Raw genomic sequence first — 21,478 nt, 5'->3', positions numbered from 1 at the left:
CGGCCTTTGTAGGAGCCGCCATGGCGGCGATCGCGATCATGACGCTCCCAGGGGAGATCCCCCAAGGTTCCCGCAAGCGCCGCTACTCCAGGCCTTCGGCCCTGAGCGCGGCCTGCACGCCGGGGTCGGCTTCCATGCGCGCCGTGAAGGCGGCGAGCTTCATCTGCGGCTCCACGCGTGGGGAAACCGCCATCATCCGAGCTGCCCTCGGCGCACTAAAGCCGCCGCGTGACGGCCGCCCGGCCTCAGGACTTCGGCTTCAGGTTCTGGACGCGGAGGAAGGTGTGGTCGCCGATGGTCGCGACCTGGTAGGCATTGCGCCAGCTGGGACTGGCGATGGCATGCGCCAGGAAGTGGCTGGCGCCGGGCACGACTTCCTTGCGCTCGCCGGCCGGCAGCGCCCAGTTGCGCTGCGCCTCGAGGGCGATGGTCACCGACTGCGACCAGGCCTCGGTATTGGTCAGGCGCGTGCGCGGCGACACGATCGTCGGCGCGAACTGCTTGCGCGCGGTCACCACGTCGCAGACCGAATCGCCCCACAGGCCGCTGTCGGCGCGGCGCAGGGCGACCTCGGCCACGGCGTGCTGGCCCAAGACGGACTGGTCGCGGGCCTCGAGATACAGCGTGGTGCTGAGGCACAGGGAGTCTGCAGCCTGCGGGGGCAGTATCGATGCCAGCCACAGGATCCAGGCGAGTTTCATGACGGCTCCTTGCTCCGTTGCGCCGCCCGCGCAGCAGGGCCGGGCTCCAATGGAACCCGTGCCACCGCGTCGCGGAACGGCCTGGCGTGTTGGGGAGGGCGGCGGCACTCTCTGGCGCGCTTGCTGCCCGGGCGCGAAGCCCGCAGAACAGCGGGTCGTGCCGGTTCCGCCGAAGTCGCGGCGGAGAAAAAGTTGGCGCACGTTACTGCCCGGTTTCGAAACCCCGGCTGAACAGGGGGTGGTCCAGAGCCTGCACGATTGTGTCGCGAGCCCGCGATCCGCGCAGCGTCCGCCGTGTGATTGTGCCCGTGCTGCCGGGCGTTCGGCACGGAGTTTGTTAGGTCAACGTTAACGCCGCCTTCACGGGGTTGAACCTAACCTGCGGCGCGATCCGGTCGTGCCCATGGCCGAGTCCATCAACAGTTTCAGGCGGCCTCGGCATCGCTCGCCACCGTCCCCACCCAAGGAGCAACAACATGATGAACAAGAAGCTGCTGTGCGCAGCCATGCTGCTGGCCGGTCTGGGCGCTGCCCATGGCGCCGCCGCGCAGGAATACGACGACCGCTGGTACCTGACCGGCAGCGCCGGTTTCAACCTGCAGGACAACGATCGTGGCACCCGCAACGCGCCCTTCCTGGGCCTGGGCATCGGCAAGTTCGTTTCCCCGAACTGGTCGGTCGACGCGGAGCTCAATTACCAGAATCCGAACTGGGACAGCAACCAGGACCTGAACTGGAGCCAGTACGGCATCTCGTTCGACGCCCGCCGTCACTTCATCGCCGAGGGCCGCAGCTGGAACCCCTACCTGCTGATGGGTCTGGGCTACCAGCGTGAGGAGATCGAACTGGACAACTCGCCGAGCCCGGATTCCCCGTTCCAGGAGGAAGAGGGCGCCGTGGCCGGCAAGCTCGGCGTCGGCGTGCAGGGCAACGCCGGGCGTGCCCGCCTGCGCGCGGAGCTCGCTTACCGCGCCGTTGCACTCGACGACACCCGCGCGGCGTTCATCAACGACGACGTGCCGCGCGATGACGGCGAAGACTGGTTCGGCGACGTTCTGGCGTCGGTGGGCGTGGTGATCCCGCTGGGTCCGGAGCCGACCGCCCCGGTGGCCCCGGCGCCGGTGGCGCCGAGCTGCGCGGACATGGACAGCGACGGCGACGGCGTGAACGACTGCGACGACAAGTGCCCGGGTTCGCAGGCTGGCCAGACGATCGGTCCGGACGGCTGCCCGGTGCCGGTGTCGATCGACCTGAAGGGCGTGAACTTCGACTTCGACAAGTCGACCCTGCGTCCCGATGCGGTGTCGATCCTGAACGAGGCGATCGAGATCCTGAAGCGCTATCCGGAGCTGAAGGTCGAGGTGGCTGGCCACACCGACTCGAAGGGTACCGATGCCTACAACCAGGCCCTGTCGGAGCGCCGCGCGACGGCGGTGTACGACTACCTGACCGGCAACGGCATCGACGCTTCGCGCCTGGTGGGCCCGAACGGTTACGGCGAGAGCCGCCCGATCGCGCCGAACACCAACGACGACGGTTCGGACAACCCGGACGGCCGCGCGCGCAACCGCCGCACGGAGCTGAACGTCCAGAACTGAGGACGTCGGCACCTGTAGTACCCACGAGGCCCGGCCAATGCCGGGCCTCGTGCTTTTAATGGATGGTTAACATCTGCCTGAATGTGTATGATTGCCGGCGCGACTGGCAGGGGCGGGCTTCGGCCTGCCTTGATGCTCCCGCCGCTCCCCCTTTTTCATTCCTGATTGACCTTAGGAGTAATCAATGAAGATCCGCGTGCTGAGCACTGCCCTGCTGGCAGGCATTGCGTTCTCGCAGGCCGCCGCCGCCCAGGAATTCGACGACCGCTGGTACCTGACCGGCAGCGCCGGCTTCAACCTCCAGGACAATGATCGCGGCAGCCGCGATGCTCCGTTCCTGGGCCTGGGCATCGGCAAGTTCATCTCCCCGGTGTGGTCGGTCGACGCCGAGCTGAACTACCAGAACCCGAACAATGACGCGAACCAGGACCTGAACTGGAGCCAGTACGGCGTTTCGTTCGACCTGCGTCGCCACTTCCTCGCCGAAGGCCGCAACTGGAACCCCTACCTGCTGATGGGCGTGGGCTACCAGCGCTCGGAAGAAGAGTACGACGCGTCCCCGAGCCCGAACTCGCCGGGCCAGCGTGAAGAAGGCAACTTCGCAGCCAAGATCGGCGTCGGCGCCCAGGGCGACATTGGCAGCCGCGCGAAGCTGCGCACCGAGCTGGCCTACCGCGCCGACTTCGACGACACCAGCGTCAACGCCTCCAGCGAAGACTGGTTCGGCGACGTTCTGGCGTCTGTCGGCGTGGTGATCCCGCTGGGTCCGGAGCCGACCGCCCCGGTGGCCCCGGCGCCGGTGGCCCCGAGCTGCGCGGACATGGACAGCGACGGCGACGGCGTGAACGACTGCGACGACAAGTGCCCGGGTTCGCAGGCTGGCCAGACGATCGGTCCGGACGGCTGCCCGGTGCCGGTGTCGATCGACCTGAAGGGCGTGAACTTCGACTTCGACAAGTCGACGCTGCGTCCTGACGCGGTGTCGATCCTGAACGAGGCGATCGAGATCCTGAAGCGTTATCCGGAGCTGAAGGTCGAGGTGGCCGGCCACACCGACTCGAAGGGCACCGACGCCTACAACCAGTCGCTGTCGGAGCGCCGCGCGAAGGCGGTGTACGACTACCTGACCGGTAACGGCATCGACGCTTCGCGCCTGGTGGGCCCGAACGGCTACGGCGAGAGCCGCCCGATCGCGCCGAACACCAACGACGACGGTTCGGACAACCCGGACGGCCGCGCGCGCAACCGCCGCACGGAGCTGAACGTCCAGAACTGAGGACGTCGGCACCTGTAGTACCCACGAAGCCCGGCCTCGCGCCGGGCTTCGTGCGTTTGCAGCCTGCTACACTCGCCGCCCTGTGCAGAAGAAGTGGATCGACGACATGAAGCGTGCGGCGTGGGTGGTGGTGGCGACCGGCCTGGCGGCCCCCGGTTTCGCGATGGCCGCGGTCGATTGCGGCAACCTGCCGACCGCGGGCGCGGCGCAGCGGGTCAGCGTGCTCGCCCCGCTGGCGACCGAGCTGGTGGCGCCGTCCTACATGCTGGGTGCCAACAGCGGCGTCCTCGGCCATGCCTATGACGAGTCGCAGACCGTCGACGAGGTGCTGCTGCGCCGACGCATCGAAAGCTGCCGCAACGTCGCCATCGCGACTCCCGCGAGCGTCGCCAATCCCAACGATCCCGGCGCCTACAAGCCGCAGACCGAATTCGACAACACGCCCTGGCGATTCGACATGAACCAGAACGGTCGTCGCATGACCGCCGACGAGTTCGACGCGTGGATGAAGGCGCGCGGCGTGCGCGTCGCCCGCGGCAGTGCACCGGCCGCCGCGCCGGCCGCGCCCGCGGGCACCGAAGGCCAGCCGGCGCCCGCCGAAGGGACGCCGGTTCCCGCCGCCGACGACGGCGAGCCCCGCTGAGCCGGGCGCGCGCCCGGGTGCCCGGCACGGGCTGGCGCGCGCGCTGTCCAAGCGCGGCATCTGTTCGCGTACCGAAGCCGAACGCAGGATCCGCGCGGGCCGGGTAACGGTCGATGGCCGCGTGATGCGCGACCCCGAGCATCCGGTTGACGCCGCTGCCGCCCGCATCGAGGTCGACGGCGTCGACGCGACCGCTCCCGCGCCGCTCTACCTCGTGCTCAACAAGCCGCGCGGACTGGTCACCACGGCCAGCGACGAGCGTGGCCGCGACACCGTGTACCGCTGCTTCGACGGCGCCGGACTCGGTTGGATCGCGCCGGTGGGGCGCCTGGACCAGGCCAGCGAAGGCCTGCTGCTGTTCACCAACGACCCCGCCTGGGCGGCCACCATCACCGACCCGGGGACCGGCCCGGAAAAGACCTACCATGTACAGATCGACGGCTGCCCGGCACCGGCGCAGCTCGAGGCGATGGTGCGTGGCGTCCGCTGCGATCGCGAGCACCTGTCGCTGGGATCGGTGCGCATCCTCCGCGAAGGCGGGCGCAATGCCTGGCTCGAAGTGGTGCTGCACGAAGGCCACATCCGCCGCCTGATGGCCGCCTTCGGCTTCGACGTGCTGCGGCTGGTGCGGGTGGCGATCGGCCCGGTGGCGCTGGGCGAGCTGGCCAAGGGCGCATGGCGCCCGCTGGATGCGGCGGAACTCGCGGCACTGCTGCCGCCGTCGACGCCCGCCGCGGCCTGAGGGCCGGCCCGTTCGGGGCCGGCGCAGCCTGGCCGGTCAGGCCTTCAGCACGCCCAGCTCGCGGCCGATGCGCGTGAACGCATCGATCGCCCGGTCCAGGTGCTCGCGCGTATGCGCCGCCGACAGCTGCGTGCGGATGCGCGCCTGGCCCTTGGGCACCACCGGGAAGAAGAAGCCGATCGCGTAGATGCCTTCCTCGAGCAGGCGCTCGGCGAAGCGCTGCGCCAGCGGCGCGTCGTACAGCATCACCGGGCTGATGGGGTGCACGCCGGGCTTGATGTCGAAGCCGGCGGCGGTCATGCGCTCGCGGAAGTAGGCGGTGTTTTCCGCCAGCCGCTCGCGCAGGTCACCGGCGGCATCCAGCATCTGGAAGGCCCTGGTGCCCGCGGCCACCACGTGCGGCGGCAGCGAGTTCGAGAACAGGTAGGGCCGGGAGCGCTGGCGCAGCAGCTCGATCACCTCCGCCCTGGCGGTGGTGAAACCGCCCAGCGCGCCGCCCATCGCTTTGCCGAGCGTGCCGGTGATGATGTCGATCCTGTCCAGCACGCCCTTCACCTCGGCCGAGCCGCGGCCGGTGGCGCCGATGAAGCCGGTGGCGTGGCACTCGTCGATGTGCACCAGGGCGCCATACCTCGAAGCCAGCGCGGTGATCTCGTCGAGCGGCGCGATGAAGCCGTCCATCGAGAACACGCCGTCGGTGGTGATCATGATCGTGCGCGCGCCGTCGGCCTTCGCCTGCTGCAGCTGTTTCTCCAGGTCCGCCATGTCGCAGTTGGCGTAGCGGTAGCGCTTCGCCTTGCACAGGCGCACGCCGTCGATGATCGAGGCGTGGTTGAGGGCGTCGCTGATGATCGCGTCCTCTTCGCCCAGCAGCGGCTCGAACAGGCCGCCGTTGGCGTCGAAGCAGGCGGCGTAGAGGATGGTGTCCTCCTTGCCGAAGAAGTCCGCGATCGTGCGTTCCAGCTCCTTGTGCAGGTCCTGGGTGCCGCAGATGAAGCGCACCGAGGCCATGCCGAAGCCGTGCGTGTCCAGCGCCTCGCGCGCGGCGGCGATGATGTCCGGATGATCGGCCAGGCCAAGGTAGTTGTTGGCGCAGAAGTTGAGCACCGTGCGGCCGTCCGCCAGCGTGACTTCCGCCGACTGGGGACTGGTGATGATGCGCTCGGCCTTGAACAGTCCGGCCTTGCGAATCTCGTCGAGGGTATCGGCGTAGCGCTGGGTGGTGGACATGGTCGGAAGGCCTCGGCAGGAACGGATCCCGGATTCTACGTGTCGTCTTCAGGGTTTGCCGCCGCGGCCCCGACGCAGCACCTGGCTTTTCAGCCAGCCGTCCCACAGGGCCTGCAGCGCGGGCAGGTCGCCTGGAAGGCGGTGCGCCTCACCGTTTGATGCAAGCCACTGGTCGAACGTGTCGCCGCCGGCGATCGCAGCGCTGATCGGAACAAGGATGCGCGGGTCGCCGCTGGTCTCGGCCAGGAACAGGGCCACCAGCAACGATTGTCCGTAGAAGCTGTCGAGGGCGGGAAATGCACCGGGGTCCGCGACCATCATCTGCACGCCCGATCCGGACTTGGGGCCGCGGGAAAGGGCGGTTGCGAGCGCAGCTGAGCGGACCGGATGCTCCGCCCGGAGAAAGTCGTCCAGGCCGGGGATGGTCCGTGGCCGTTGCTTTGCCGCCGCGATGAACGACTCCAGGTGCCTGGCCTGGGCTTCAGGCGGCTCCATCAGGATCGCGACTGCTTCGTCGAGCCAGTCCGGAGCCGGCGTGCCGTATCGCGCCTGCAGCGACGACTCCGCCGCGTCCGGCCAGTACATCGCGGCATACATCGCGTGGCCGAGCTCGTGACGCAGCGTGACCGCTTCCTGTTCCGCCACGCCAGCCAGTGCTCGGCTGATGGCTGTGCGGCCGACCTTGGCCTGGCGCATCGCGCGCTCGGTCATGGCGCGCTTTGCACGAATGGGCAGCCACACCTGTGCGTAATCGAGGCCGTGGGCCCGGGCCTGGTCCCGGGCGACCAGCGGGTCCAGATCGGTACTCAGGACCAGGGTGCCCGACGGTGAGCGGGCGAAGTGGAGTGCGTACTTCTGCGCCGCGTCGCCGAGCGCTGCCGCCGCCCGTCTGGCTTCTTCTTCGGTGTCGGCATATGCCAGCCCGTAGGGAGTCGACACGCACACCGGTGCAGGCGGCGTTTCGACGTCCAGGCATTGCAGGTCATCCGCCGTCGCGACCCCGGACATTGCCAGCAACGCCATCATCGAGAACCGCTTGAACACGTCGCGCCACCTCCCATGCCTGGACTGTCGACGGCAGGGCCAGTCGCCCGCGGCGTGAGCCGGATGGCTCAGCGCCAGTCGAGGACGACCTTGCCCGACTTGCCGCTTTCCATCAGGTCGAACCCCTTCTGGAACTCGTCCGCCGGCAGCTGGTGGCTCAGCACCTTGTGCAGCGGGAAGCCCGACAGCACCAGCTGCGTCATCTTGTACCAGGTCTCGTACATGCGCCGGCCGTAGATGCCGTGCAGCGTCAGGCCCTTGAAGATCACCCGGTCCCAGTCGATGCCCGCACCCTTGGGCAGCAGGCCGAGCAGGGCGACCTTGCCGCCGTGGTACATGCAGTCGAGCATGTCGTTGAAGGCGGCCGGGTTGCCGCTCATTTCCAGGCCGACGTCGAAGCCGTCCATGTGCAGCTCGGACATCACGTCCTTGACCGAGGTCTTGCTGACGTTGACCACGCGCGTGGCGCCCATGTCGGCGGCCAGCTTCAGGCGGAAGTCGTTGACGTCGGTGACCACCACGTTGCGGGCGCCGATGTGCTTGCAGATGCCGGCGGCCATCACGCCGATCGGGCCGGCGCCGGTGATCAGCACGTCCTCGCCGACCACGTCGAACTCCAGCGCGCAGTGCGCGGCGTTGCCGTAGGGGTCGAAGAACGCGGCCAGCTCGCTCGGGATCTGGTCGGGGATCGGCCACAGGTTGCTGGCCGGCATCACGATGTACTCGGCAAACGCCCCGTTGCGGTTGACGCCGATGCCGACCGTGTTCGGGCACAGATGCTGCTTGCCGGCGCGGCAGTTGCGGCACTGGCCGCAGACGATGTGGCCTTCGGCCGAAACGCGCTGGCCGATCTCGTAGCCGGTCGCGCCCGGGCCCAGCTTCACCACCCGGCCCACGAATTCGTGGCCGATGGTCAGGCCCTGCGGGATGGTGCGCTGCGCCCACTCGTCCCAGAGGTAGATGTGCAGGTCGGTGCCGCAGATGGCGGTCTTCTCGAGGCGGATCAGGACCTCGTTCGCGCCGGGCTCGGGGACGGGGACCTCTTCCATCCAGATGCCCTTGGCGAGCTCGCGCTTGACCAGCGCCTTCATGGTGGTCGGGAGGGGGGACTGCTGGAGCTGCGACATGGGCGGGCCGGTCAGGTGGGTCGAAAACCGTGATTGTACCGCCGGCCGGGGCCGTGCCCGTGGCCGTGACCCCCGGCATTTGCGTCCGCCCGGCGCGCCGGCCTATGGTCGCGGGCTGTCCAGCCCAACCGGAACGCCATGCGCCCGAGTCCCGTCGCCGCCGCCCTTGCCGCCCTCCTGCTGTCCGCCCCCGTCGTTGCCGATGAAGGCATGTGGCTGCCGTCCCAGCTGCCCGAGGTCGAATCGGCGATGCGCGACTCGGGCTTCCAGGGCGATCCCGGGAGCCTGTCCGACCTGTCGAAGCCGCCGATGAGCGCCGTGGTCTCGCTGGGCGGCTGCACCGCGAGCTTCGTCTCGCCGCAGGGGCTGGTGGTGACCAACCACCACTGCGCGCACGGCGCGATCCAGCTGAATTCGACGCCGGAGAACAACCTCATCGACGACGGCTTCAATGCCGCGACGATGGCCGACGAGCTCTCCGCCGGCCCGGGCGCCCGGGTGCTGGTGACCGACCGCTTCGAGCGCATCACCGACCGCATCCTGGCCGATGCCCGCGGAACGACGGGCCGCGCCTACCACGACGCCGTCGAGGCCGCCTCCAAGGCCGCCGTCGCCGAGTGCGAAGCCGAAGCGCCCGGCTACCGCTGCAGCGTGGTCGACATGTACTACGGCACCGACTTCCACCTGGTGCGCCAGCTCGAGATCCGCGACGTGCGCCTGGCGTACGCGCCGCCGGACGCCATCGGCAGCTACGGCGACGAGATCGACAACTTCATGTGGCCGCGCCACAGCGGCGACTTCACCTTCTATCGCGCCTACGTCGGGCCGGACGGCAGGCCCGCGGCGTTCTCGCCGGACAACGTGCCGTTCAAGCCGGCCGCGTGGCTGACGGTGTCGACCGATCCGCTGGCCGAGGGCGACTTCGCCATGCTGGCCGGCTATCCCGGCCGCACCTTCCGCCACCGCAGCGCCGCCGAGTTCGCCGACCAGGTGGAGTGGCAGCTGCCTTCGCGCGTGGAGCTGATGACCGCGCTGCTGGCGGCGATCGAGCGCGGCTCGGCCGGCAGCGCCGACGCCGAAGTGCGCTATGCCGCCCAGGTCGCCAGCCTGAAGAACACGCTCAAGCGCGCGCAGGGTGAGCTCGACGGCCTGCGTCGCAGCGACGCGGTGGCCGAGCGCCGCCGGCAGGAAGCCGCGATGTCGGCCTGGCTCGCGGGACAACCGGACGCGGCCGCGACGCGCGCCGACATCGACGCCGCGTCGGAGGTGATCGCCTCCGCGCGCGCCACCCGCGAGCGCGACCAGCTGTTCGCCCTGATGCAGGCGCAGACCCAGCTGCTGGGCAGCGCGATGCGCCTGCAGCGCCTGGCGCTGGAGCGCGGCAAGCCCGACGCCGAGCGCGAGGGCGGCTACCAGCTGCGCGACGAGGCCCGCATCGAAGCCGCCCTGCGCCAGGCCCAGCGTCGCTACGCGCCGGAGGTGGAGCGCGCGATCCTGGCCGAACTGCTGGCGCGCCACCGCGCGCTGCCGGCCGACCAGCGGGTGCCGGAGATCGAGCAGGTGTTCGGCACCGACGCCGCGGCCACCGATGCGGCGCTCGAATCGCTGTATGCGGACACCGCGCTGGCCTCCGAAGACGAGCGCCTGCGCCTGCTGGCCGCCGCGCCGGCCGAGGTGCAGGCATCGACCGACCCGCTGATGCGCGCCGCCGCCAGGCTGCAGCAGGCGGTGCTGCGCTTCGAGGACGCCGACAAGGCGCGCGCCGGCGAACTGCTGCGCCTGCGCCCGGCCTACATGCGCGGGATGATCGGCCATGCCCGCAGCGAGGGCAGGGCGGTCTACCCCGATGCCAACTCGACGCTGCGGGTGAGCTACGGCCGCATCGAAAGCCTGCAGCCGCGCGACGCGGTCAGCTGGGCGCCGCTGACCACGGTCGAAGGCATCGTCGAGAAGCACACCGGCGTCGCGCCCTTCGACGCGCCCGGTCCGCTGCTCGACGCGATCGCGCGTCGCGACTTCGGCGCCACGGCCGATCCCGGCCTGGGCACCCAGACCGTCAACTTCCTCACCAATCTCGACACCACCGGCGGCAACTCCGGCTCGCCGGTGATGGATGCCCGCGGCCGGCTGATCGGCCTGAACTTCGACAGCAACTGGGAGGCGGTCAGCGCCAGCTGGAAGTTCGACCCGCGCTACAAGCGCGCGATCCACGTCGATGCCCGCTACATGCGCTGGATCATGGCGCGCGTGTACCCGGCGCCGCAGCTGCTGGCCGAGATGGGGCTCCCGCTCGACGGCGCCGACCGCGGCCCGGCGCCGGCCCCCGCCGCGGGCCGCTAGACTCGCTCCATCCGTTCGACCCCTTTCCACACCGCACCAGGAAACCAACATGGGCAAGACCGTCCTCGCCACCGCCGCGGCCGCCTTCGTGGCCGCCATCGCCAGCCCCGCCCCCGCGCACGCGGGCGAGGGCATGTGGGTGCCGCAGCAGCTTCCGGAGATCTCCCAGCCGCTCAAGCGCGCCGGCCTGAAGCTGAAGCCCGAGCAGCTGGCCGACCTCACCGGCGACCCGCTGGGCGCGGTGGTCTCGCTCGGCGGGTGCACCGCGAGCTTCGTCTCGCCGCAGGGCCTGGTCGCCACGAACCACCACTGCGCGTACGGCGCCATCCAGCTGAACTCGACGCCCGAGAACAACCTGATGCGCGACGGCTTCTATGCCGCGGCCATCGGCGACGAGATCAGCGCCGGCCCGACCTCGCGCATCTACGCGCTGGAGTCGATCGAGGACGTGACCGACCGCGTGCAGGCGGCCGTGGCCGCGGCGCCGGACGCGCTCGGCCGCACCAACGCGCTCGACGCGATCGAGAAGTCGCTGGTCGCTGCGTGCGAGGCCGAGGCCGGCTATCGCTGCCGCCTGTACAGCTTCGCCGGCGGCAACACCTATCGCCTCTTCAGGAACCTCGAGATCCAGGACGTGCGCCTGGTCTACGCCCCGCAGGGCAGCGTCGGCGCCTACGGCGGCGAGGTCGACAACTGGATGTGGCCGCGCCACACCGGCGACTTCGCCTTCTATCGCGCCTACGTCGGCAAGGACGGCAAGCCGGCGCCGTTCGCGGAAGACAACGTGCCCTACCAGCCGAAGCAGTGGCTGCGTTTCGCCGACGAACCGCTGCGCGAGGGCGACTTCGTGATGGTGGCCGGCTACCCGGGCCGCACCGCGCGCTATGCGCTGGCCAGCGAGTTCCAGGACACCCAGGACTGGCAGTACCCGACCATCGTCCGCCACTACAAGGCGATGCAGAAGATGGTGGCCGAGGCCGGCAAGGCCAACCCGGACATCGAGGTGAAGTACGCCAGCACCATGCGCGGCTGGGAGAACGTCTACAAGAACTACGACAGCCAGCTTGCGGGCTTCCAGCGCACCAACGCCATGGCCACCAAGCAAGCGCAGGAAGCCGCGGTGCTGGCCTGGGCGCGCGAACAGGGCGAGGCCGGCCAGCCGGTGCTCGACGCGCACGCGAAGCTGCTCGAGCTCAACCAGGCCAGCCGCGCCACCCGCGACCGCGACCTGGTGTTCAGCCAGTTCAACGGCACCGGCGTGCTGTCGGCCGCCATCCGCGGCTACCGCCTGGCGATCGAGCGCGAGAAGCCCGACGCCGAGCGCGAGCAGGGCTACCAGGAGCGCGACGTGCCGACGCTGGAGGGCGCCGTGCGCCAGATGGAGCGCCGCTACGTGCGGGAGATGGACCGCGGCCTGCAGCGCTACTGGCTGGACGAGTACGTGAAGCTGCCGGAAGGCCAGCGCATCGAAGCCCTGGACACGTGGCTCGGTGGCACCGGCGACAAGGCCATCGACGGCGCGCTCGACCGCCTCGGTCGCAGCGAGCTGGCCGACGGCACCGACGCGCGGCTGAAGTGGCTGCGCGCCGATCGCCAGGCCTACGAGTCCAGCAAGGACCCGGCAATCCGCTACGCGGTGGCGGTGATGCCGACCCTGTTGGCGCAGGAGGCCGAGCGCAAGGCGCGCGCCGGCGACGCGCTGCTGGCGCGCCCGGTCTACCTGCAGGCCGTGGCCGACTACAAGGCCAGCAAGGGCGAGTTCGTCTACCCGGACGCCAACTCCTCGCTGCGCATCACCTTCGGCAACGTCAAGCCCTACACCAAGCTCGACGGCACGCCGCAGAAGGCTTTCACCGTGCTCGAGGAGATTCCTGCCAAGGACACCGGCGAGGATCCGTTCGACGCGCCCAGGGCGCTGCTCGATGCCGTGGCCGCCAAGCGCTACGGTGGCCTGCAGGACCGCCGCCTGAAGTCGGTGCCGGTGAACTTCCTCGCCGACCTCGACATCACCGGCGGCAACTCCGGCTCGCCGGTGCTCGACGCCCGCGGCAAGCTGGTCGGCCTGGCCTTCGACGGCAACTGGGAATCGGTGGCCTCGAACTGGGTGTTCGACCCGGTGATGACGCGCATGATCTCGGTCGACCAGCGCTACATGCGCTGGATCATGCAGGAGGTCTATCCGGCGCCGCGCGTGCTGGCCGAACTGGGGCTGGAGCCGAAGCGGTGAGGATCCTGCTCGCCCGCCACGGCGAGACGGAGTGGAACCGCGCCGGCCGCTACCAGGGGCAGGAGGACATCCCGCTCTCGGACACCGGCGCCAAACAGGCGCTGCGCCTGGGCGAGCGCCTGCACGACGTGCGCATCGACCGCGCCGTGGCCTCGCCGCTGGCGCGCGCCTACGACACCGCGCGCCTGGCGCTCGGCGAGGCGCGCGCGGATATGCTCGAAGTCGACCAGGGCCTGATGGAGATCGCCCACGGGACCTGGGAAGGCAAGCTCGCCAGCGAGATCCGCGAGTCCGACCCGGAGCGCCTGGCCGCCTGGCGCGACACCCCGGACAAGGTGCAGATGCCGGGCGGCGAATCGCTGAAGCAGGTGCTGGAACGGGCATGGCCGGCGTTCGCGGCCGCCTGCGAAGGACTGGGTCCCGAGGACACGCTGCTGGTGGTCTCGCACGACGCGGTCAACCGCGTGCTGCTGTGCCGCGTGCTGGGGCTGCCGCTGTTCCGGCTGTGGACGTTCCGGCAGGCGCCGGCGACGCTCAACCTGCTGGAAGGTCCCGACCCGCAGCATCTGGAGGTGCTGCGGCTGAACGACTGCGCGCACCACACCCTGCTGTTCGGCGAAGCGGTGCACCGGGCGCTCTGAACCATGGCGACATCGAGAACCCTGAAGGACTGGCTCGTCGACATCGAGGGCCGGCATCCGCGCGAGGTCGAGCTTGGGCTGGCGCGCGTGGGCGAGGTCGCCGCGCGGCTCGGCCTCGGCCGGCCCGCGCGCTTCGTGGCCACGGTGGCCGGCAGCAACGGCAAGGGCTCGACGGTGGCCTTCATCGAGGCCATCGCCGCCGCCTCCGGCCTGCGCGTGGGCGCGTATACCTCGCCGCACCTGCTGGCCTACAACGAGCGCGTGCGCATCGACGGCGCCGACGCCGGCGATGCCGCGCTGGTCGAGGCTTTCGAGGCGGTCGAGGCCGCGCGCGGCGACACCTCGCTGACGTATTTCGAGTACGGAACGCTCGCCGCGCTGTGGCTGTTCGCGCGCGCGGACCTCGACCTCGCGGTGCTCGAGGTCGGGCTCGGCGGGCGACTGGATGCGGTCAACCTGGTCGATCCCGACGTCGCGGTGATCACCACCGTCGACCTCGACCACCAGGACTGGCTGGGCCACGACCGCGAGGCCATCGGCGTCGAGAAGGCCGGCATCGCCCGCGCCTGGACGCCGCTGGTGCTGGGCGAGGACGATCCGCCGTCGAGCGTGCTCGGCCACGCCTACGCGATCGGCGCCTCGGCGATCCGGGCCGGCAGCGACTACCGCTTCGGCCGCGACGAGCGCGGCGATGGCTGGTGGTGGCGCGAGCCCGGCTTCGAGCTGGCGCTGCCGCTGCCCGGCCTGGCGGCGCCCGCGCAGCTGCGCAACGCCGCCGCGGCGATCGCGGCCCTGCGCGCGCTGGACCTGGAGATCGACGATGGCGCCTGGGCGCGCGGCGTGGCTGCGGCGCGGGTGCCGGGGCGGCTGCAGCGCTTCGAGCGCGCCGGCGTCGAGGTGCTGGTCGACGTCGGGCACAACCCGCAGGCGGCGCGCGCGCTGGCCGACTGGCTGCGCGACGCGGCGCCCGCGCGCACGGTGGCCGTGTACGGCGCGCTGGCGGACAAGGACGCGGCCGGCGTGGTCGCGGCGCTTGCCGACGGCGTGGACGCCTGGCACCTGGCCGGGACCACCGCGGCCGGCAGCCGCGGCCGCGATGCGGATGCGCTGGCTGACGCGCTCGCCGGGACCACCGCGGCCGATGCAGCGCGCCATCGCGACGTGGACGCTGCGCTGGCGGCGGCGCTGGCCGATGCCGGCCCCGGCGGGCGCGTGCTCGCCTTCGGCTCGTTCCACGTCGCCGGCGCGACGCTGGCGTGGCTGGCTGCCGCAGGTTCAGAAGCCGCGGCTGACGCGGCCGTATAATTCCCCGGCCTTCCCGCTGCCCGAGCGCCCATGGATTCCGGACTGAAACAGCGCCTCATCGGCGCCGCGGTACTGATCGCCCTGGCCGTGATCTTCCTGCCGATGCTGGTGCAGGGCCCGGCGCCCGACAGCGGCGTGTCGGACCTGTCGATGCAGGTGCCCGACGCGCCCTCCGGCGACTACGTCACCCGTGACCTGCCGCTGGTCGCGCCGGCGGCGACCGGCAGCTCCGGCCTGCTGGCCGACGATGGCAGCCTGGCGACCGTGGACACGGCGACCGCGCAGCCCGCGGGCGACGTCGTCTCCGAGGACGCCGCCGACCTCGCGTCCGGCGTCGAGACCGCACCGCTGCAGGACACCGCTGCGGTGGCGCAGCCGCTACCGGCACCGATGCCCGCGGACACCCGTGCGGCAGACGCCGCCGCTGCAGCGCGCGAAGCGGCCGCCGCACAGGCCAGGCTGGCCGCGGCCGAGGCGGCGAAGCCGGAGCCCGCCAAGCCTGAACCTGCCAAACCGGAACCTGCGGCGCAGCCCGCGCCGCGCCTTCCGCCCGCGACCGCCGGCGGCGACTACGCGGTGAACTTCGGTGCCTACGGCAGCCGCGGCGACGCCGGTACCGTGGTCACGCGCCTGCGCCAGGAGAACCTGCCCGCGTACGTCGAAGAAACCCGCGTTGGCGGACGCGACGCCTGGCGCGTGCGCATCGGCCCGTATGCCACCCGCGCCCATGCCGAAGCGGCGCGGGTGCGCGCCGGAAGCATCGGTTCGCGCGCGCAGGCCACCGTGGTCGCGCTCGATGCCGCGGCCCCCGCGTCCGGCGGCACCACGGCCGCGCGCACTGCGACGACCGGGCCCGCGCCTGCCGCGACGCCCCCGGAGCCCGCGGCCTCCACGCCCACGCCTGCGCCCGCGGCGCCTTCCGGGGCGGCGGGCACCGGCTTCGCGGTGCAGCTGGGCGCCTTCGGCAGCGCCGCCGATGCCACCGCGCTGCGCGACCGCCTGCGCGCGGCCGGCATCACCGCCTTCACCGAGACCGTGCAGACCGACAAGGGCGCGCTCACCCGCGTCAAGGCCGGCCCGGTGGTGACGCGTGCCGAGGCCGACCAGCTCAAGGCGCGGGTGAAGTCCAGCGTCGGCATCGACGGCCTGGTGCGTTCGCATCCCTGATTCCTCCGCTCCACCCTGACCTGGAAAGACCCCCATGTGCGGCATCGTCGGCATCGTCGGAACCACTGAAGTCGCAGCCGCGCTCTACGACGGCCTGACGGTGCTGCAGCACCGGGGCCAGGACGCCGCCGGCATCGCCACCGGCAAGGGCACGCGCCTGCGCGTGCACAAGGGCAACGGCCTGGTGCGCGACGTGTTCGACGCCGAGTCCATGGCGCTGCTCGACGGCCGCGTCGGCATCGGCCACTGCCGCTATCCGACCGCGGGCAGCGAGGGCAGCGACGAGGCCCAGCCGTTCTACGTCAATTCGCCCTACGGCATCGCGCTGGCGCACAACGGCAACCTCATCAACACGGACGCACTGCGCCAGGAAATCTTCGAGACCGACCGCCGCAACATCAACACCGAGTCCGACTCGGAGGTGCTGCTCAACGTCTTCGCGCACGAGCTCGATGGCCAGCGTGCGCTGACGCCCGAGGCCGCGCTCAAGGCGGTCGATGGCGTGCATCGGCGCGCGCGCGGCGGCTATGCGGCGGTCGCGCTGGTGCTGGGCCTGGGCCTGGTGGCGTTCCGCGATCCCAACGGCATCCGGCCGCTGGTGCTGGGCCGTCGCGAGACCGACGCCGGCACCGAGTACGCGGTGGCCTCGGAATCGGTGGCGCTGGACATCCTGGGCTTCGAGCGCATGCGCGACGTCGCGCCGGGCGAAGGCATCGTCATCACCGCGCGCGGCGAGCTGCATGCGCGCCAGTGCGCGCAGCCGGCCGAGCACGCGCCCTGCATCTTCGAGTACGTCTACTTCGCACGCCCGGACTCGATGATCGAGAACATCTCGGTGCACAAGGCGCGCATGCGCATGGGCGTGACGCTGGGCGAGAAGATCCTGCGCGAGCGGCCCGACCACGACATCGACGTGGTGATCCCGATCCCCGACACCTCGCGCGACTCGGCGATGGAGCTGGCCAACGTGCTCGGCGTGAAATACCGCGAGGGCTTCGTCAAGAACCGCTACGTGGGCCGCACCTTCATCATGCCGGGGCAGGGTGAGCGCGCGAAGTCGGTCAAGCGCAAGCTCAACCCGATCCCGCTGGAATTCCGCAACCGCGTGGTGCTGCTGGTGGACGACTCGATCGTGCGCGGCACCACCTCGAAGCAGATCGTGCAGATGGCGCGCGACGCCGGCGCACGCAAGGTCTACCTGGCCTCGGCGGCGCCGCCGGTGCGGCATCCCAACATCTACGGCATCGACATGCCGTCGGTGGAGGAGCTGGTCGCGAACGGCCGCAGCGAGCAGGAGATCGAGGCCCTGCTGGGCTGCGACTGGCTGGTCTACCAGGACCTGGCCGACCTCGAGGCGGCCGTGGCCGGGCACAAGTTCCCCGGCAAGGCCTTCGACAGCTCGTGCTTCAGCGGCGAGTACGTGACCGGGATCGATCCCGGATACTTCGAGCGCCTGCGCCAGCTGCGTTCGGACGAGGCGAAGAAGAAGCGCCGCGTGGGCGCCTGAGCGCGTGGCCGGATCGCTGTTCGACGCCGCGCGCGGCTGCCTGGCCGCGGCGTCCCCGGACGACAAGGTCGCGGCCACGCACGCCGCCGCGCTCGCGTTCGGCCAGGGGCTGCTGGCGCCCGATGCCGACGCGCCGCCGCCGGAGCCGATCCGCATGCCCGGCCGCCCGCAGCGCCCGCGCCTGGTGCACCCGCGCGAACTGCCGCGCCGCGGCTTCGGCACCGTCGAGGGCCGCGCCGCCTTCATCCACGCCATCGTCCATATCGAGCTCAACGCCATCGACCTGGCCTGGGACGCGGTCTACCGCTTCCGCGGCATGCCGGCGGCTTACTACGCCGACTGGGTGCGGATCGCCGACGACGAGGCGCGGCACTTCGAAATGCTGCGTGCGCGACTGGGCGAGCTCGGCTATGCGTACGGCGACTTCGACGCCCACAACGGCCTGTGGGAAATGTGCGAGAAGACCGCGCACGACGGCCTGGCGCGCATGGCGCTGGTGCCGCGGGTGCTGGAGGCGCGCGGCCTGGACGTGACCCCGGGCATGATCGTGAAGCTGCGCGCGCTGGGCGACGACGCCACCGCCGACATCCTCGAAGTGATCCTGCGCGAGGAAGTGCCGCACGTGGCCGCCGGCAGTCGCTGGTTCCGCTGGCACTGCGAGCGCCGCGGCATCGACCCCGAGCCGAAGTTCCGCGAGCTGCTGGCCGAGTACGCGCGCGCCGTGCTGCACGGGCCGTTCAACGTCGATGCGCGCAGCGCCGCTGGCTTCAGCGAGGACGAACTGGCCGCGCTGCAGCAACTCTCCACCTGACCGGGCCTCCGCCTGACCGGGCTTCCATCTGTTCGGGACTCCACCTGATCGGGCCTCCACCTGTAGGAGCAGCTATAGCTGCGACCATCCGTGTTGCATGCCGGGGTCGCAGCTGTAGCTGCTCCTACAGGCGCGGGGGGGCGAGGGCGTCGAGTTGCATCCCGTCGGCATCGACCCGCAGCACCGAGCCCTGCTCGTACCAGTCGCCCAGCACCACGCGCGTGCAGGCGCGTCCATCGACGTCGAGCGCGTGCACGGCTGGCCGGTGGGTGTGGCCGTGGATCAGCAGGCCGACGTCGTGGCCGCGGAACGCGGCGGCGACTGCCCCGGGCGCCACGTCGGTGATCGCCTCCATCGTCCCCGCATCGCGCAGTTCGCCCTGTCGCGCCTGGCTGGCGGCGCGCGCCTGCTGTGCGAAGGCCAGCCGTGCCGCCAATGGCTGCGCCAGGAACTGCTGTTGCCAGCGCGGCTCGCGCGTCTGCGCACGGAACTGCTGGTAGGCGACGTCGTCGGTGCACAGGGTGTCGCCGTGCATCAGCAGGGCAGGCCGCCCATGCAGGTCGATCACCACCGGGTCCTGCAGCAGCGTCATCCCTGCGCGCCTTGCGAACGCCTCGCCGAGCAGGAAGTCGCGGTTGCCGTGCATGAAGAACACCGGCACGCCGCTGTCGGCCAGCGCCTTCAGCTTCGTGGCGACGAAGGCCCCGGTGTCCGACGGATCGTCGTCGCCCACCCAGGCCTCGAACAGGTCGCCGAGGATGTACAGCGCGTCGGCCTCCCCCGCTTCACCGTCGATGAACTCGCCGAACAGGCGGGTGATCTCCGGGCGCGCAGGGTCAAGATGAAGGTCGGAGATGAAAAGAATGCTCATCGCCGGATTGTAGAGGCCTGCTGAAGCCACCGCGTCACGCAGCCTGCGGACGCGCGCACGCCAATGTTCTTGTCATCCCACGATCCGCGCCACCAACCCTCCACTCCGCAGCGACAGGCTAAAATCCCCGATTCACCCGAGCCAGCCGCCGCCATGACCTGCCGCACCCGCTTCGCCCCCAGCCCCACCGGCTACCTGCACATCGGCGGCGCCCGCACCGCGCTGTACTGCTGGCTCGAGGCGCGCCGCCGCGGCGGCCAGTTCATCCTGCGCATCGAGGACACCGACCGCGAGCGCAGCACCCAGGCCGCGATCGACGCCATCCTCGAGGCCATGGACTGGCTGGGCCTCGACTACGACGAGGGCCCGATCTACCAGACCGCGCGCGTGGAGCGCTATCGCGAGGTCGCCGAGCAGCTCGTCGCCGCCGGCCAGGCCTACTACGCCTACGAGTCGAAGGAAGAGCTCGACGCCATGCGCGAAGCCGCCATGGCCAAGGGCGAGAAGCCGCGCTACAACGGCGCCTACCGCGACCAGGGCGCGCCGTACCGCGACGACCCCAACCGCGTGATCCGCCTGAAGAACCCGCTCGACGGCGTCGTCGCCTGGGACGACAAGGTCAAGGGCCGCATCGAGATCAGCAACACCGAGCTCGACGACCTCGTCATCTTCCGCCCCGACGGCTACCCGACCTACAACTTCGCGGTGGTCGTCGACGACCTGGACATGTGCATCACCGACGTCGTCCGCGGCGACGACCACGTCAACAACACCCCGCGCCAGATGAACATCTACCGCGCGCTGGGCGCCGAGGTGCCGGCGTTCTCGCACCTGCCGATGATCCTCGACGAGCAGGGCGCCAAGCTCAGCAAGCGCACCGGCGCCGCCGACGTCATGCAGTACCGCGATGCCGGCTATCTGCCGCACGCGCTGCTGAACTACCTGGTGCGCCTGGGCTGGTCGCATGGTGACCAGGAGATCTTCTCGATCGACGAAATGAAGTCGCTGTTCGACCTCAAGGACGTCAACGCCAAGGCCTCGCGCCTGGACATGGCCAAGCTGGGCTGGCTCAACCAGCAGTACCTGAAGGAGGACGCGCCGGAGGACGTGGCAAAGCACTTCGAATGGCAGCTGCGCGAAGCCGGCTACGACCTCGCCGCCGGCCCGGCGCCGGCCGACGTGGTGCTCGCCCTGCGCGACCGCGTGCAGACGCTCAAGGACATGGCCGAGCGCGCGGCGGTGTGGTTCCAGCCGCTGACGGAGTACGACGACAAGGCCGTCGCCAAGCACCTCAAGCCGGAGGCCGCGGCGCCGCTGGCCGAGGCGCGCGCGCGCCTGGAGGCGCTGGCCGACTGGAACGTGGAGGCGATCGGCGAGGCCCTGCACGCCACCGCAGAAGCGCTCGGGCTGGGCATGGGCAAGGTCGCGCAGCCGCTGCGGGTGGCGATCACCGGCACCCAGGTCAGCCCGGACATCGCGCACACCGTGTATCTGGCCGGCCGCGACGAAGCCCTGAAGCGCATCGATGCGGCGATCGCGCTGATTCCCGCCTGACGCCGCCCCCCTCACCTGCAGGAGCAGCCATGGCTGCGACCCGAATTGCCGTGGTGCAGGGGTCGCCGCTATAGCGGCTCCTACAGGTGGCGGCGGGCGGCGGGTGGCGAACGGCGAACGGTGGGCGGCGGTGACAGCGGCAGCGGCTTGAGTCCGCCTGCGTTCGCCACCATCATCAAGGCATGCCCGCGCATGCCTGCACCGATCCCAAGCACCATGTCCACGACGGCCCGGCCTTCGTGGCCGCGGTGGAGCGTGCCTGCCGGGAACGGGGGCTGCGCCTGACGCCGATCCGCGCGCACGTGCTGGGCCTGATCGCGGACGCCGGGCAGCCGCTCAAGGCCTACGACCTGCTCGACCGCGTCCGCGGCGGCGACGGCCCGGGCGCCGCGGGGCCGCCGACGGTGTACCGCGCGCTCGACTTCCTGCTCGCCAACGGTTTCATCCACAAGCTGCAGTCGGTCAACGCCTTCGTGGCCTGCCACCATCCGAGCACGGCGCAGCACTCGGTCCCCTTCCTCATCTGCGACGACTGCCACGCGGCGGTCGAGCTGGAGGACAGCAAGATCGTCGCCGCGCTGGACGAACGCGCGCGCGCGCTGGGGTTCCAGCCGCGGGCGCAGACGCTGGAAGTACACGGCACCTGCGCGGATTGTTCGGCCGGAACGGCCGCCGGCGGCTGAATCCCGCCGCG

General features: G+C 70.8%; 18 protein-coding genes. 13 read left to right on the top strand and 5 right to left on the bottom strand.

The window, feature by feature from the left end:
* Nucleotides 1–245: 245 nt before the first annotated feature.
* Nucleotides 246–701, bottom strand: coding sequence for a cell wall hydrolase (locus tag IE168_RS07700; RefSeq protein WP_189496854.1), 456 nt, complete (start codon nucleotides 699–701; stop codon nucleotides 246–248).
* 479 nt (nucleotides 702–1,180) lie between these two features.
* Here IE168_RS07700 and IE168_RS07695 point away from each other — a divergent pair, with 479 nt between their 5' ends.
* The 4 genes from IE168_RS07695 to IE168_RS07680 all read left to right on the top strand — a co-directional run bounded on the left by IE168_RS07695 (nucleotide 1,181) and on the right by IE168_RS07680 (nucleotide 4,960).
* On the top strand, nucleotides 1,181–2,299 hold the full coding sequence (locus IE168_RS07695) for an OmpA family protein (RefSeq protein WP_189496949.1): 1,119 nt from the start codon (nucleotides 1,181–1,183) through the stop codon (nucleotides 2,297–2,299).
* Nucleotides 2,300–2,483: 184 nt separating this feature from the next.
* Nucleotides 2,484–3,575: an OmpA family protein gene (locus tag IE168_RS07690; RefSeq protein WP_189496852.1), complete on the top strand. Its 1,092-nt coding sequence runs from the start codon at nucleotides 2,484–2,486 to the stop codon at nucleotides 3,573–3,575.
* Nucleotides 3,576–3,681: 106 nt separating this feature from the next.
* Entirely contained in the window at nucleotides 3,682–4,218 is a 537-nt protein-coding gene (locus tag IE168_RS07685; RefSeq protein ID WP_189496948.1) for a hypothetical protein, read from the top strand.
* A complete protein-coding gene (locus IE168_RS07680; protein WP_189496850.1) occupies nucleotides 4,115–4,960 on the top strand; it encodes a pseudouridine synthase in 846 nt (281 codons plus the stop codon). The genes IE168_RS07685 and IE168_RS07680 overlap by 104 nt, the downstream gene beginning before the upstream one ends.
* Before the next feature lie 36 nt (nucleotides 4,961–4,996).
* On the opposite strand, the gene kbl is transcribed toward IE168_RS07680, so the two are convergent.
* From kbl to tdh, 3 genes are all read right to left on the bottom strand, one after another.
* Nucleotides 4,997–6,190, bottom strand: coding sequence for a glycine C-acetyltransferase (gene kbl, locus IE168_RS07675; RefSeq protein ID WP_189496848.1), 1,194 nt, complete (start codon nucleotides 6,188–6,190; stop codon nucleotides 4,997–4,999).
* 48 nt (nucleotides 6,191–6,238) lie between these two features.
* Complete coding sequence (locus IE168_RS07670; RefSeq protein WP_189496846.1) at nucleotides 6,239–7,234, bottom strand: hypothetical protein; 996 nt, start codon at nucleotides 7,232–7,234, stop codon at nucleotides 6,239–6,241.
* Between the two features lie 68 nt (nucleotides 7,235–7,302).
* On the bottom strand, nucleotides 7,303–8,325 hold the full coding sequence (tdh, locus tag IE168_RS07665) for an L-threonine 3-dehydrogenase (protein ID WP_189496946.1): 1,023 nt from the start codon (nucleotides 8,323–8,325) through the stop codon (nucleotides 7,303–7,305).
* Nucleotides 8,326–8,499: 174 nt separating this feature from the next.
* Between tdh and IE168_RS07660 the strand changes: the two genes are divergently transcribed.
* Genes IE168_RS07660 through IE168_RS07630 form a run of 7 tightly spaced genes read left to right on the top strand, consistent with a single transcriptional unit; the run spans nucleotide 8,500 to nucleotide 18,359 of the window.
* Nucleotides 8,500–10,701, top strand: a complete 2,202-nt coding sequence (locus IE168_RS07660) for a S46 family peptidase (protein WP_229823237.1) — start codon at nucleotides 8,500–8,502, stop codon at nucleotides 10,699–10,701.
* A 49-nt stretch (nucleotides 10,702–10,750) separates the two neighbouring features.
* On the top strand, nucleotides 10,751–12,928 hold the full coding sequence (locus IE168_RS07655) for a S46 family peptidase (RefSeq protein WP_189496844.1): 2,178 nt from the start codon (nucleotides 10,751–10,753) through the stop codon (nucleotides 12,926–12,928).
* The gene (locus IE168_RS07650; protein ID WP_189496843.1) at nucleotides 12,925–13,569 is read left to right on the top strand and encodes a histidine phosphatase family protein; all 645 of its coding nucleotides are present in this window, start codon (nucleotides 12,925–12,927) and stop codon (nucleotides 13,567–13,569) included. The genes IE168_RS07655 and IE168_RS07650 overlap by 4 nt, the downstream gene beginning before the upstream one ends.
* A gap of 3 nt (nucleotides 13,570–13,572) precedes the next feature.
* The gene (folC, locus tag IE168_RS07645; protein ID WP_189496841.1) at nucleotides 13,573–14,874 is read left to right on the top strand and encodes a bifunctional tetrahydrofolate synthase/dihydrofolate synthase; all 1,302 of its coding nucleotides are present in this window, start codon (nucleotides 13,573–13,575) and stop codon (nucleotides 14,872–14,874) included.
* A 30-nt stretch (nucleotides 14,875–14,904) separates the two neighbouring features.
* The gene (locus IE168_RS07640; RefSeq protein WP_189496839.1) at nucleotides 14,905–16,041 is read left to right on the top strand and encodes an SPOR domain-containing protein; all 1,137 of its coding nucleotides are present in this window, start codon (nucleotides 14,905–14,907) and stop codon (nucleotides 16,039–16,041) included.
* Nucleotides 16,042–16,075: 34 nt separating this feature from the next.
* On the top strand, nucleotides 16,076–17,548 hold the full coding sequence (gene purF / locus IE168_RS07635; protein ID WP_189496837.1) for an amidophosphoribosyltransferase: 1,473 nt from the start codon (nucleotides 16,076–16,078) through the stop codon (nucleotides 17,546–17,548).
* A 4-nt stretch (nucleotides 17,549–17,552) separates the two neighbouring features.
* Nucleotides 17,553–18,359 (top strand): ferritin-like domain-containing protein, encoded by an 807-nt coding sequence (locus tag IE168_RS07630; RefSeq protein ID WP_189496835.1) that lies wholly within the window; start codon nucleotides 17,553–17,555, stop codon nucleotides 18,357–18,359.
* A 124-nt stretch (nucleotides 18,360–18,483) separates the two neighbouring features.
* Here the strand turns inward: IE168_RS07630 and lpxH are convergent, their stop codons facing one another.
* Nucleotides 18,484–19,230 carry a UDP-2,3-diacylglucosamine diphosphatase gene (gene lpxH, locus IE168_RS07625; protein WP_189496833.1) on the bottom strand — a complete coding sequence of 249 codons (747 nt, stop codon included), beginning with the start codon at nucleotides 19,228–19,230 and terminating at the stop codon, nucleotides 18,484–18,486.
* Nucleotides 19,231–19,383: 153 nt separating this feature from the next.
* Between lpxH and gltX the strand changes: the two genes are divergently transcribed.
* Together gltX and IE168_RS07615 are read left to right on the top strand one after the other, a co-directional pair.
* Nucleotides 19,384–20,784: a glutamate--tRNA ligase gene (gene gltX / locus IE168_RS07620; protein ID WP_189496831.1), complete on the top strand. Its 1,401-nt coding sequence runs from the start codon at nucleotides 19,384–19,386 to the stop codon at nucleotides 20,782–20,784.
* A 182-nt stretch (nucleotides 20,785–20,966) separates the two neighbouring features.
* Nucleotides 20,967–21,467: a Fur family transcriptional regulator gene (locus tag IE168_RS07615; protein WP_189496829.1), complete on the top strand. Its 501-nt coding sequence runs from the start codon at nucleotides 20,967–20,969 to the stop codon at nucleotides 21,465–21,467.
* Nucleotides 21,468–21,478 lie beyond the last annotated feature (11 nt).

The organism is Luteimonas padinae (assembly GCF_014652935.1).
GTDB classification, from domain to species: Bacteria; Pseudomonadota; Gammaproteobacteria; order Xanthomonadales; family Xanthomonadaceae; genus Luteimonas; species Luteimonas padinae.
The sequence above is the reverse complement of the archived record's forward strand: the minus strand, read 5'-3'. Positions and strand labels throughout refer to the sequence as shown.

Bases quoted from the DNA above. Each gene is read 5' to 3' on its own strand.
- IE168_RS07690 (WP_189496852.1), top strand. From the start codon at position 2,484: ATGAAGATCCGCGTGCTGAGCACTGCCCTGCTGGCAGGCATTGCGTTC.
- kbl (WP_189496848.1), bottom strand. From the start codon at position 6,190: ATGTCCACCACCCAGCGCTACGCCGATACCCTCGACGAGATTCGCAAG.
- purF (WP_189496837.1), top strand. From the start codon at position 16,076: ATGTGCGGCATCGTCGGCATCGTCGGAACCACTGAAGTCGCAGCCGCG.
- tdh (WP_189496946.1), bottom strand. From the start codon at position 8,325: ATGAAGGCGCTGGTCAAGCGCGAGCTCGCCAAGGGCATCTGGATGGAA.
- IE168_RS07685 (WP_189496948.1), top strand. From the start codon at position 3,682: ATGAAGCGTGCGGCGTGGGTGGTGGTGGCGACCGGCCTGGCGGCCCCC.
- IE168_RS07695 (WP_189496949.1), top strand. From the start codon at position 1,181: ATGAACAAGAAGCTGCTGTGCGCAGCCATGCTGCTGGCCGGTCTGGGC.
- IE168_RS07700 (WP_189496854.1), bottom strand. From the start codon at position 701: ATGAAACTCGCCTGGATCCTGTGGCTGGCATCGATACTGCCCCCGCAG.
- IE168_RS07660 (WP_229823237.1), top strand. From the start codon at position 8,500: ATGCGCCCGAGTCCCGTCGCCGCCGCCCTTGCCGCCCTCCTGCTGTCC.
- IE168_RS07640 (WP_189496839.1), top strand. From the start codon at position 14,905: ATGGATTCCGGACTGAAACAGCGCCTCATCGGCGCCGCGGTACTGATC.
- IE168_RS07655 (WP_189496844.1), top strand. From the start codon at position 10,751: ATGGGCAAGACCGTCCTCGCCACCGCCGCGGCCGCCTTCGTGGCCGCC.
- gltX (WP_189496831.1), top strand. From the start codon at position 19,384: ATGACCTGCCGCACCCGCTTCGCCCCCAGCCCCACCGGCTACCTGCAC.
- lpxH (WP_189496833.1), bottom strand. From the start codon at position 19,230: ATGAGCATTCTTTTCATCTCCGACCTTCATCTTGACCCTGCGCGCCCG.
- IE168_RS07615 (WP_189496829.1), top strand. From the start codon at position 20,967: ATGCCCGCGCATGCCTGCACCGATCCCAAGCACCATGTCCACGACGGC.
- folC (WP_189496841.1), top strand. From the start codon at position 13,573: ATGGCGACATCGAGAACCCTGAAGGACTGGCTCGTCGACATCGAGGGC.